3 protein-coding genes are annotated in these 13576 nt (G+C 69.6%); 2 read left to right on the forward strand and 1 reads right to left on the reverse strand.

The features are described 5' to 3' along the window. Positions 1 to 333 precede the first annotated feature (333 nt). Positions 334 to 9753 carry a SpvB/TcaC N-terminal domain-containing protein gene (locus ASD90_RS10595; RefSeq protein WP_082588630.1) on the forward strand — a complete coding sequence of 3140 codons (9420 nt, stop codon included), beginning with the start codon at positions 334 to 336 and terminating at the stop codon, positions 9751 to 9753. A 77-nt stretch (positions 9754 to 9830) separates the two neighbouring features. Here ASD90_RS10595 and ASD90_RS10600 read toward each other — a convergent pair whose 3' ends face one another. Beyond that, entirely contained in the window at positions 9831 to 11198 is a 1368-nt protein-coding gene (locus ASD90_RS10600) for a hypothetical protein (protein ID WP_056755614.1), read from the reverse strand. Between the two features lie 440 nt (positions 11199 to 11638). On the opposite strand from ASD90_RS10600, the gene ASD90_RS10605 reads away from it, so the two are divergent. Next, the gene (locus tag ASD90_RS10605; RefSeq protein ID WP_056755618.1) at positions 11639 to 13387 is read left to right on the forward strand and encodes a hypothetical protein; all 1749 of its coding nucleotides are present in this window, start codon (positions 11639 to 11641) and stop codon (positions 13385 to 13387) included. Positions 13388 to 13576 lie beyond the last annotated feature (189 nt).

The raw sequence follows: 13576 nt of genomic DNA on the forward strand, positions 1-13576 counted from the left end.
CCGGATCCAGGCAGCATCAGCCGACACTTCCGACGAAAACTCCCCCTACGACGACGGATTCCGTTGATTCTGAGCAGATTCGGCCGAAGTTCATCATTTGCCTGACGCGTCGTCCAGCCGACCCATAACGTGAGTTCCCGTACCGCCCGAACGCCGAACGCCGATCTCGGCCGACGCCGGACGACCCCTCACTCCAGGCCGCCCCTCGCCGACCCTCCCACGTCCGTTTCGAGGACGTACATCTCGCTCCGGCTCCTCCACGTGCCGCGCGCGCTCTCGGACCCACCCACCGATGGGTCCGTGTGAATCGGGAGAAGCACAGGGAGTTCCACCATGGCCTCACGCAGCCTGCCCATGCCCAGCGACCGTGACGAGCAGTCGGTCCAGCCCTCCCAGTCGGTCCGCCGCCCCAGGCGACGTGGCTTCTGGGCAGTGGTGCTCGCGGCCCTGTTGGCGATGACGACGGCGATCCCGATGGCGGTGGCCGGATCACCCGGCGGCGGCATCATCGCGTCGACGCTGCCCGGCATCGCGCCGACGACGCCACAGGAGATCGGTAACGGCTCGACGGCCGACCTGCTCTACGCCAACGTCACCGAGGGCCTCTCGCAGGTCACTCCGCCGGAGGCCAACCCGAGCGGCACGGCTGAGCTGACCTACCCCCTCAGGCTGCCCAAGGGCCGCGGCATGACGCCGGACGTCACCCTCACGTACAGCTCCGAGGGCGGCCCGTCCTGGGCTGGGCTCGGCTGGGACCTGGCCGCTCCCGAGGTCGCGGTCGACACCTCCTTCGGCGCCCCGCGCTTCTGCGACGGCACGGCCAAGAGCCCGCCGTGCGGCAACGTCGAGAGCGAGTCCTACACGCTCGACGGTGACGCCCTCGTGCCCAACGCCGTCAAGGCCGTCCTCGACCCGCGCGTGGCCGAGCGACAGGACTTCACCCGCAAGGTCGAGACCTCCTTCGAGCAGGTCATCCGCCACGGCGACAAGCCGAGCAACTACTGGTGGGAGGTGCGCGACAAGCAGGGCAACATCCGCTACTACGGCGGCACCCCCGACAGCGGCGGCCCGCTCGGTGAGGCCGGCACGCAGGTCGGCATCGACGACCGGTCCCGTGACCCGAAGGGCATCCTCACCGACGCGAACGGCAACGGCGTCCGCTGGTTCATGACTGCCAAGCGCGACATCGGCGTCAACATGTTCCGCTACGAGTACGAGACCGTCACCTACAAGCAGGACGACACCAAGCCCACCGGCTGGGTCGCCCTCGCCGCGGGCGCGAGCTGCCCGGCCGGACAGGTCTGCCCGAAGCACGTCTACCTCAGTAAGATCCTCTACACGGCCGCCAGCACGGTGAGCGGCGAGCCCGAGGACCCCGCCTACGAGGTGCGCTTCATCCGCACTCCGGGCGGACGCACCGACGCCGTCCTCGACGGCCGCGGCGGCGTGCTCGACCTCGACCAGGACGTCCTGGACCACGTCGACGTCGTCTACCGCAAGACCGGTGAGCTCGTCACCCGTTACGACCTCGGCTACGACGCCGACCCCCACTTCGGCAAGACCCGCCTGCGGTCCGTCACCCAGATCGGCTGCAACGGCCTGTCCGCCTGTCCCACAACGGGACTCAAGCACACGTTCGCCTACTTCGACGACGTCGCCACCGCAGGCAGCGGCTTCGACACCGCCGCCAAGTGGGACACCGGCGCCAACCCGAGCAGCGGCGGCACGGCCGCCTACATCAACCAGAAGCTGAGCGGTCTGGGCTCGTCGATGACCGACGCCGGCGACGGCAAGATCTACGTCGGCTTCAACATCGCCGACCCGGAGAAGACCGGCTCGGTAGGTGGCTCGTTCGCCATGAACGGCACGACCAACCGCTCGGTCATCGAGTTCATGGACCTCAACGGCGACGCCCTGCCCGACAAGGTCTACCGCGAGGCGATCTCGGGCACCGGCCCGTCCGGCGAGATCCGCTACCAGCTCAACACGAGCCGGCCCACGACGTCGCGCACCGCCGACCTCACCTTCGGGCCCATGCACAAGCTCTCCGGCTTCTCCGACCTGCCCGTCCAGCGCACCATCGGCATCCAGGGCGGCATCGAGGCCTACTTCGGCGTCTACGGCGTCTTCAACGTCGGCGGCCAGTGGAGCTGGGTCGACAGCTACTTCACCGACGCGAACGGCGACGGCCTCGTCGACCTCGTGAGCGGCACCCAGGTCCTCTTCAACCACCTCGTCTGCGCGCCGGGCGCGACGGGCGTCGAGGCGTGCCAGCCCACCTTCGGCTCCTCCGACACCCAGACCCGCGTCCCGCTGACGCCGCAGACCGTGCCCGTCAGCGACCCCGCCTTCGAGGCCATGGTCGACCGCCTGCGCGAAGCCGTGCCGCCCATCGACACCGTCCGCCGGTGGATCGCGCCCTTCGAGGGCACCGTCACCGTGACCGCCAAGGCCACCCTCGGCACCCCGGTGCCTGACTCCGCCGGGGGCGCCGTCCGCGTCGCCATCCAGAAGGCCGGCGGCGAGCTCACCAATGCCACCATCACCGCCGGGTCGCCCACGTTCGCGGCGACACTCCCCGTGCACGTAGACAAGGGCCAGGCCCTCTACTTCCGCGCCGGGTCACGCCCCAAGGGCAACGGTGACGCCGTCACGTGGGAGGCCACGATCACGTATGCCGGTGGGTCGGTTCCCGATGCCAACGGCCTCAACCAGCGCAGCTACTCCCTCGCCGACGACTTCACCCTCGCTGGTCGCCCGGGCCAGTTCACCTCCGTGAGCAACGGCGGCACGGCGCACTTCAGCGCCGCGCTGGACAAGACCGCCGTGACGACCGACAACCTGCGGCCCGAGGTCGCCGTCCGCAACGGCACGACCAAGGCCGTGACCACGACCCCTGTCACCGTCACGCCGATCACCTCGACCGGCGCGATCGACACCCCGCGCGTCAAGACCGTGAGCGGGTCCGGTTCCAACTGGTGCGTCGACGACGCGACACCCACGTCGTTCGGCTGCTTCACGACGCAGGCCGACGCCAACGCACGCCTCGCGATCATCGGCCAGTCCGAGATCGGCCGCTTCCGCCTCACCGCGGACCCGACCGTCGACCCGCCCGTCACCGACGCTGACGGCGTCGTGACGGCATACGACGCCGTGCGCACCCGGATCGCCGTCGACAGCCCGATCGACCTGTCGAAGATCACCTGGGTCGAGGCTGCGAACCTCTGCTTCATCAGCGGCGGCACCTGTGACGCGTCGAAGACGAAGGTCTCGCCGCACATGGACATCGACACCTACCCGCTGACCACGCTGGCCGCCCCGGCGACCGCGTGGACCTCGACGCTGGGCCGCACCGTCACCCCGACGGTGACCGGCACGCGTGACGGCGACAACCCCGGCGGTGAGGTCATCGTCACGGCGAAGACGTCTGCCGGCCTCGTCTACAAGGAGGCCTTCACGGTGCCGTCCGGTGGTGGAGCCATCGACCGCGCGCTGCCTGACCTCGCCCTGACGAACGGCACTCCGTACTGGTTCGACGTCACCATGCGCAGCGCCGGCCTCTCGTCGCACGTCAGCGGCCTCAACCTCACGATGAAGTGGACCGAGAGCTCGGTCGCGAAGTCCGAGGACGTCCCGGACACCGTCAACTGGGCGGGCCCGCAGGGCTACTTCCCGATCGCTTACCGCGGGTGGGCCGCTGCCGGCTACACCGCCACGGCCGGTCGGGCCACGACGGCCATCACCGAGGACGACTTCAGGACGACGACCGCCTCCGGCGACCCGTTCGACAACAAGGACGACGCCTGCCAGTCGATGTTCGGCGGCTCGTGCCCGACCGACACCTCGGTCAACGACACCGGCTTCGGCAACTACCCGCCCGGCTCGGGCGCTCCGCCGGAGTTCGACTCGAGCAAGGCCACCGCGAACATCCCCAAGGCCTTCGCCTTCAGCGCGGCCGTCGACGCCGACACGCTCGCGCAGCGCTGGCAGGGCCCCAAGGCCAAGATCTACGCCGGCGAGGACGGCCTGACCGGCTCGGCCCGCTTCGGCGAGGACCTGCCGATCACCGGATCCGGCGCCGGTGCCGGCGGCGGAACGAGCGCCCCGAACCTGCTCGGCGAGACCGGACCGATCTTCATGCTCATGGCGGGCGTCGGACCGTTCGGCGGCAGCTTCGCTGCCGGCTGGAGCCGCAGCCTCGTCGACTTCCTCGACATGAACGGTGACGGCTACCCCGACACCGTGCGACCCGACGCGGTCACCTACACGAACCCCCGTGGCTCGCAGGAGTGCGGCCCGGCCGCAGCCCGCGTGGCCTGCACCGGCGGTGGCGTCGGTGTCGTCGACTCCTCGACGACGCTCGCCGTCTCCGGCGGCTTCGGCGGCGCCCCGATCGGCATCTCCGGCAACAACAAGGGCACGACGAACTCGACGAAGGGCAGCTCCTCGACCAAGGGCAGCAGCGCCTCCGACAGCTCCTACGGCGCCAACATCGGTGGTTCCATCGGTGCGGGTGCGAGCTTCACCAACCCGACGTCGCAGAACACCCACCAGGACGACAAGGCCCTCAAGAAGGTGCCGCGCGATGCGACGATCCCGGTGCAGGAGACCCTCGCCGACCTCAACGGCGACGGTCTGCCCGACCGGGTCACCGTCGACGACGACGAGATCCGGGTGCAGCTCAACCTGGGACACTCCTTCACGCCCCAGTTCCGTTGGACCGTCAGCTCGTTCAGCTCGACGAACTCCTACAGCGGCTCAGTCGGTGCGAGCTTCGGCTTCAACATCGACAACGGCGGCTTCGCCGGCGGCATCGCCGCGAACTCCAACGTCGACCTGCCCAACGTCTCGTGGGACGACGTCAACGGTGACGGCCTGCTCGACGCCGTCTACAGCGACAACGGGAACGTCAAGGTCGCCTTCAGCAACGGCACCGGCCTCGTCGACCAGGCCGTCTACGGCACGCACCAGAAGTCGAGCTTCAACGTGCTCGGCGTCATCAACGTCGACGGCAAGCCGCAGATCCGGCAGGACAGCTCGGAGAGCCTCGGCGGCGGCGCCGACGTCACCATCGGCATCCCGCTCTGCCTCGTCGCCTGCTACCTCATCCTCAACCCCGGCGGGCACTACGAGAACAGCATGACCTCCACCGACGTCGACCTCACCGACGTCAACGGTGACGGCTACGCCGATTCCGTCTCGCGGGCCAAGGGCTCGTCGGACATCAAGGTCGCCCTCAACACCCAGGGCCGCACCAACCTGCTCAAGACCGTGACGACGCCGCTCGGCGGCACCATCGGCCTCGACTACCACCGCGACGGCAACACCACGAGCCACCCCGACAGCCAGTGGGTGCTCGACGACGTCGACGTGAAGTCGACCCGCGGCGCCGACGGCATCGCCGAGCGCGACAGCACGATCTCCTACGGCAACACCGCCCAGGACTTCGTCAACCGCACCGACCTCGGCTACGACTCGGTGACGGTCAGCGAGCACTACACGAGCTACAACCACAGCGGCGACGTCAACACCCCGACGACGACCGACAAGGTGCGCACGACCGAGCACAAGTACCGGAACGGCTCCGTCTTCGAGTCGGGGCTCGAGTACGAGACGACCGTCTTCGACGGCACGACGAGCGGGCCGATCATGCAGCGCACCCGGACCACGTGGGCGCTGGGTGATCTCGACCGCACGACAGCTGGCACCGGCGCGTACGCACCGCTCGACCTCGCCGGGACCACCGTCGAGCAGCTCCTCGCCCTCCGTGCCACACCAAAGGTGTCGAAGGTGGAGCAGGACTGGTACTCAGGCGGATCGCTCCAGCAGACGACGACGATGTCGTACGCCTACGACCGCCTCGGCAACCCCGTCCAGATCCTCGACGGCGGACTTCCCGGCACGACGAGCGACGACACGATCGTCAACATCGCCTACGGCAACTGCCTGACGAGCACGTCCGAGGACATGAACACGTTCTTCGGCTGCGGTCCGACGATCAAGTACACGCCGACAGCGAAGGCGCCGTTCTGGTCGGCGACCAACTGCCAGACGTGGGACAGCCAGCCCGTCGGTGTCACCGTGACGGCGCCCGACGGCACCGTCCTGCGGGCGCGCACCGGCAACCCCGCCTACTGCGACAACAACTCGGTCACCGTCCAGCGCGAGATCCTGACGCCGACCAGCGGCGCCACCCCCGCGACCTATGCCGAGACCCGGCTGACCTACGACCAGTGGGGCAGCTACAACCGGATCGTCATGCCGCCCGACGCCAAGGGCAAGCGGTATGCCGTCCGCTACGTCTACGACGCCGACGCGAACCACGCGAACGTCGGCACCGTCACCGACTTCGCCCTCTCGGGCTCCGGTGACCCCGCCGGCACGGACCCGGCCGACACGACGCGCCGCTTCATCGAGGACGACGAGGACCCGACCGGCGATGCCGTCGGCCTGGCCTCCACCGCCGACTTCGACGGACCGACGGGACGGGTCAAGACCCGCACCGACGCGAACGGCAACGTCACGTCCTACACCTACGACGCCTACAGCAGGGTCAGGACCATCACCTCGCCCGACGGCGGCGTCGCGACCTTCGGCTACCACCCGGACAGCTCGGCCTACCCGTACGCGACGGTGACCCACACCGACGAGTTCAACCCGGGCACGACCATCGACACGGCGACGTATGCCGACGGCTCGGGACGCGTCACCGGGCGCAAGCGGGACGCCCAGGTCTACGACCCCGTCACCGGGGAGACCGGCACCGGCTTCGCCGCCGAGGGCGGCTCGGACGTCGACGGCCTCGGCCGCACCGTCCACCAGTGGAAGCCGTTCCTCCAGACCGGCGCCACGCTCGCCGACTACACGGTCGACACGAGCAACCCGACCTACGCCAAGGCGACGATCACGGCGTACGACGCCCTCGACCGCCCCACGTCGGAACGGATCTCCAACGGCGCGACGACGCGGACGGCATACGCCCACGAGGTGCTCACCGACTTCGGCACCGTCGCGACGGTCGACGTCACCGACCCGCTGGGACGGCACACGAAGACGTGGATGGACGCGCACGCCAACGTCCTCCGCAACGAGGACCGCACGGCCGCAGGATCCTCGCTCTTCACGGGCTACACCTACGACCGGATGGGGCAGCTGCTCCGCATCGACTCACCCGGTGGGCTCGCGACGACCCACACCTACGACCTGCTCGGGCGCAGGACCTCGACGACGACACCCGACGGTGGGCTCGTCAAGTGGACCCACGACCTCGCCGGCAACAAGACCTCCGAACAGAGCCCGGTGCTCCGCGAGGAGGGCGACGTCAAGACCGTCTTCGGCTTCGACTTCGGCCTGCTGACCTCCATCACCTACCCCGGTGAGAAGCCCGTGACGATGGACTACGGCGGCTACCTCGGTCACCCGACCGCGGGCAACGCGGCCGGCAAGATGGTCCACGTCGACGACAAGGCGCGACTGCAGGACTTCGCCTACGACGTCAACGGGCGCCTCGCCCAGGACGTCACGAAGATGACCGGGCCGCACCCCAACACGGGACCGTTCACGACGAGCTACGACAACGACTGGCTCGGCCGCCTCGCGACCGTGTCGCTGCCCGACGGCGAGACCGTGCGCAACGACTACGACACCGGCGGACGGCTCAAGCGCGTCGTCGGCACGAACGACTGCACCGAGCTGGGACTGCTGACGACGTCGGTCGATGCCACCGCGACGACCATCACCGTCACCGAGTACCAGCACGGCGACCCGGCCTCGAGCTGGAACCCGACCCTGCCGTTCACGATCCGGCTCGAGGGTGAGCAGCTCAACGTCACCGCGCGCACGCCGGGCGTCGTCCCGGGCACGTTCGACTACACCGTCGAGCGCGGCGTCAACGGCACCGTCCTGCTCCCGACCGCGGCACCGCACACCTCGGGTGCCACCGTCCGCGTCGACGTCGCCGTTCCCTGCGTGCACACCTACCTGGGCAACCAGCGCTACGACGTCTACGGCACGACCTCGCAGCGCCAGACCGGCGACGGCGTCGTCGACACCACCTACCGCGACGTCGACACGAGGCGGCTCACCGGTCGTTCGGCGATGTCGCCGGACGGGACGCGGCTGCTCATGAACCTGCGCTACACGTACGACCTCGTGGGCAACGTGACGCAGTTCAAGAACGTCCTGCCGGCGGACGTGCCGTCGCTCTTCGGAGGCCCGACGACGCAGAACTACACCTACGACGGGCGGTACCGACTGCGGACGGCCACCGGCACGTGGGACTACGCGCCGAAGACGACGCGCAACTTCACGTGGGCCGCGACGCTCGACGACGCGACGAGCAAGGTGACGCGGATGACCCAGCGCGACTGGACCGTCGACACCGGGTGCACGAAGAAGTGCACGGAGGCCACCGTCATCGCCAACACGTTCGACAAGAGCGCCTACACCTACGACCCGACCAAGCCGAACCAGGCCACGAAGGTCGTCGACTCGCTCAACAAGCGCACCGAGACGTACGCGTACGACTCGGACGGCGAGCAGACGACCGTCACGAACCCCGACATGATCCGCAACGTCACGTGGGACTGGGCGGGCAAGCTGACCGAGATCGTCGACCACAACCCGAACAACTCCGGGCGCAAGCAGACCGACTACGTCTACGACTACGCCGGCCAGCTTGCCATCGAGATCAAGGAGCAGGGCGTCACGTACTACGTGAACCCGTGGGTGACGGTGCGCAACGGCACGATGCTCAAGAACATCTGGGCCGGCAACGACCGCCTCGCCGTCAACATGACGACGACCGGTGACACGTTCGCGCAGAAGGTCTACTTCATGCACAAGGACCTCCAGGGCAGCACGAACATCGTCACCGACCGCGTCGGGAAGGTCTTCCAGCACCAGGAGTACTTCCCGACCGGACAGGTCTGGATCAAGGAGGACAGCACGATCTTCCGCACCCCGTGGCAGTACGCCGGTGGCTACGTGGACGAGGACCACAACATCGTCAACTTCGGTGACCGCTGGTACTCGACGACGCAGGCACGCTTCCTCACGGTCGACCCGGCCCTGACGGACGACGCCACGGCCCTGGTGGAGAACCCGACGCTGACGACCGCCTACACCTACGGGCAGTCCAACGCGATCGGCTACATCGACACCGACGGTCGGCTGCCCAAGGCTGCCAACCTCAGCGTCAGCGACATCACCAACACCATCGCCTCGCTCGAGCCCGGTGGGGAGCCGATCAAGAGCGCGCAGGTGGCCAAGCTGGCCGGCTTCTTCGCCAAGAACACCGACACGTTCCGTGGACGGGCGACGCTGAGCCTGCTCAAGGGCTTCAACACGGCCCAGGAGCGCAAGGCGAAGTACTTCAGCCGGCTCGACTCGCGGCCGGTGCTCGAGTTCGAGATCGAGGACGGCAAGCTCAAGGCGGTCAAGCTCGGCTTCGGCGTGGGCAAGCGGCTGAAGTTCGACGTGCCCGACAAGGGCGCCGGGGCGACACCGCAGCCGGCCACGTCCGTGGCGTCCAACCAGACCGGCGGCTCCGCGGTGGCGAGCGGCGGCGACGCCAACGGTCCCGGTGGCAGCGGCAAGTCGACGTCGGCCGCCACGACGGCCACGACGGCCACGGCGACCTCGGCGACCTCGGCTGCCGACACGGGTTCCGCGTCGGGCTCGACCCAGGCGGCGACCAAGCCGACGACGTCGGCCGGCGGACAGCCAGTGACCTCGGAGGGCGCCACCAAGTAGCCGTGGATCCCGGTTGAGGTGTTCGGCGCGCAGGATCTGCGAGCCGAATACCTCAACCGACGGGGGCTGAGGCGCGCTCAGCGCAGGTTGTAGAACTCACGGTGGACGTCGGCCGTCCTGACGCCTTCGCGGACGAGGTCTCGCTGGAGGGCGGTCACCATCTGCTCCGGCCCGCAGAGGAAGACGGAGAGCTGGTGGGGCTCGGCGGCGACGGTCTCGAGCACGTGCTCGGCCGTCAGCCGTGGGTCGGTCGCGGTGTCGACGAGGTGGAGGTGCAGCTCCTCGTGGTGCCCCGCGAGGTGGGCGACCTCGTCGGCGAGGGGAGCGGGGCCACGCGCCGTGTAGAAGAGGTCGACGCGGTGGGGCAGCTCACCGGGCCTCGCCGACCGGAGCCAGCTGAGCATCGGCGCGACCCCGATGCCGCCGGCCACCCACACCTGGTGCTCGGTGCCCCGCGTGTAGTCGAAGTGGCCCTGGGGACTGCTGATGACGGCCGGCATGCCGGGCTCGACGAGGTCGCCGATGCTGGACGTGAAGTCGCCGAGAGCCCGCACGGTGATGCGGATCTCCTTCTCCTGCGGGCCGCTCGCGATGGTGAAGGGGTGGCGGTGCCAGCGGTCACGGGCCTCGAGGTTGACCAGGGCGAACTGGCCGGGCCGGAAGGCGAAGCGGTCCCCGAGCGGACGCAGCCAGATCTCGAAGGACGCGTCGTCGATGGGCTCGACGGACGACACCTCGTAGTCGTGGGTGCGCGCCAGGCGCCGGGCCAGCAGCTCGCGGTAGAGGTAGAAGGCCAGCCCGACAGCGCCGACCGTGACGTAGGACCAGCGCAGCAGCTGTGAGCCGAAGACCGTTGCGTCCATCAGTCCGTGGACGACCCCGAACCCGAGGAAGACGCCGGTGAGGCGGTGGAAGCCGCGCCAGAGCCCGTAGCGACCGATCCATCGTCCGGCGAAGCGCGCAGGTGGTGTCCCGGTGAACCGCTCCACCGGCCGGCGCAGCGGACGAGGGGTGATGGAGCGCCACCGCGGAGCGATGGCCCACACGGTGAGGGTCGCCAGGCCGACGACGCCGATCGTGCCGAGGGTCGGGCCGAGCTGGGTGGGGTTCGGGTTGCCCGTCGTCGCGATGTGGATGCCGATGAGGACCGTGCCCGCCATCGCGACCCGCCGGTGCCACACCGCGGCCTTGTCGACGCCGTCGAAGAACTGCTCCACCCAGCGCAGCGTGCTGATGAGGACGAGACCGACGGACAGGAGCAGGACACCCTCGGCACCGATGAGCTGACCGACGAACTGGCCCACGTCGCCACGGGGTCGGGCGACCAGCCAGAGCAGGGCGAAGGCGAGGACGAGGGCGGCGATCGTCGCCGGCCCGACCAGGCGGGTGACGATGTGCGCCCCGCGGTAGGGACGGCGGTGGCGCACCTGCGTCTCGAGGGCCATCGTGGGTCTCGGCTTTCGGTCGGGGCACTCGGCGCGGTGCGCGGGAACACGGGTGTCGGCCCTGGTCGTGCTCCCCGAGGGGCCATCCCCAGACACGTACCCCGTCGCTGGTGCCTCGGCACGTCCTCCGGCCTACCGAGGCGTTCGAGCTCAGTGGTGGCCGTGCCGCCGGTTTCCCGGCGGCAGGCTGCCGACAGCGCTAGCGTGATCTGGCGTACCGCCGAACACATCTGGCTGGATCCGACCCCCTCCCGGAGGCCGCCAGCCGAGCCACGCACGTCCCCCACCGAGGACGCGCCGTCGGCGTGCGGCTCGTCCGTGGGCCGTGCGCATCGCGGGTCCGTGACCTGAGGTCCCGCCCAATGTCTCGGGGACCAGCAAGGAGTGACGGCTGAGCCGCCCCACACGCGACCCCGCCGGCACCCGGACGAGGAGCTGTCGTGAGAGCACACCGTTCCAGCCGCCGACTCCGCACCGCCGTCGCGTGCCTCACCGGATCGGCCCTGCTGGCCGCCTCGGTGACCGCCGTCGCGGTCGCGGCCGAGGCCCCCTCCGTCGCACCACATCGGGAGGCGTCGAGGCCGATCTTCTCGGCGCCGGTGGCGCCGGACGTTTCCCCGCCGATGTCCGCCCTCACCGCCGCGGGCGGCCAGCGGACCGTCTCGACCGCTCGAATCCTCAACGAGCGCGGCGCGCCCGGCGCAGGCAGGGCGGCGACGTCGCCATCGGCCGACGCCGCGCTCCAGACGTCCGCCCCCGCGCTCGCCGTGGGTCCGACCATCGCCAACTTCGAGGGGGTCAGCAACCAGGACAACTTCACCCTCTTCGGTGGCCGCGTCAACCCGCCGGACCCGATCGGGGACGTGGGCCCGAACCACTACGTCGAGATGACGAACCTGGCCTACCAGGTCTTCGACAAGTCCGGCACGCCGCTGATCCCGGCGACACCGATCGGGGCCCTGTGGGCCGGCTTCGCCGTCAACGACTGCACCGAGGGCTCCGGCGACCCGGTCGTCCTCTACGACCAGCTCACCGGCCGGTGGCTCCTGTCGCAGTTCACGACGAGCGGGCTCGACGACCCCACCAAGCCGTTCTGGAACTGCGTCGCCATCTCGACGACCGGAGACCCGACCGGCACCTACTACCGCTACGCGTTCAAGACCGAGAACTTCCAGTACTTCCCGGACTACCCGAAGTACGGCGTCTGGACCGACTCCTACGTGCTCACCACGCGTGAGTTCGGCCCGACGGTCGAGTACGGCATCGGCGTCTACGCGCTCGAGAAGAACAAGATGGTCAACGGCCAGCCCGCCCGGGTCGTCAGCTACTTCCTCGACGGCAACGCGCCGGGCATGCTGCCCCTCGTCGGCGACGGGTTGCTCCCGGCAGACATCGACGGCATGACCAAGCCCCGCGAGGACAGTGCGATCCCCATCGTCGGGACGCAGGACGACGGCGGTGGCTACGGCGCCACCTCGGACGCGCTCAACGTCTGGGACCTCCGGGTCAAGTGGCGCTCCACCCCCACCTCGTCGTTGACGCTGGCGACCCAGCTGCCCGTCGCGGCCTTCGACTCGCAGTTCCCGTGCGCCCCGACGGCGCGAGACTGCCTGCCGCAGCCCGGCATCACGGACCCCAACCAGTACCTCGACGTGCTCAGCTACCGACAGCGCCCGACCTGGCGACTGGCGTACCGCAGCTTCAAGGGGGTCGAGTCGCTCGTCACCGCACAGTCGGTGGAGGCGTCGCCCGGCCAGGCCGGGATGCGCTGGTACGAGGTGCGTCGCGGATCCGCGGGGACGTATGCCGTCGCGCAACAGGGCACGTACGCCCCCGCCGACGGCGTGCACCGCTGGATGGGCAGCATCGCCCAGGACAAGAAGGGAAACATGGCGCTCGGCTACAGCGTGGTCAACGGTGTGGACGTCTATCCCGGGATCCGCTACACGGGAAGGTCGGCGGCCGCGCCGCTGGGGACGATGAATCTCGCTGAGGGCACGATCATCAACGGCTCGGGCGTCCAGACGACGACGAACTCGCGCTGGGGCGACTACACCTCGATGAACGTCGACCCGTCGGACGACTGCACCTTCTGGTACGTCAACGAGTACTACACGGCGGCGGGGCAGGCGTCGAGCCCCGCGGGTTGGCAGACCCGGATCGCGAGCTTCCGGCTCCCCGGCTGCTGACGCCACGGGGGCATCGAGCCCCCCCTCCCGCCAGCAAGGGAGAGCGCGTTCACCCGGCGTCGTCACGACGCCGGGTGAACACGTCCTGGCGGCGGGTGGGCCGGTTCGGTCCACGGCGTCGCGGGGAGGGGGGCGGTCATGGTGCCTTGCCCGGGGCGCACGCGCGTCGGTGGAGGTCAGCCCCCGCAG

The organism is Terrabacter sp. Root181 (assembly GCF_001428505.1).
Taxonomy (GTDB): Bacteria; Actinomycetota; Actinomycetes; order Actinomycetales; family Dermatophilaceae; genus Terrabacter.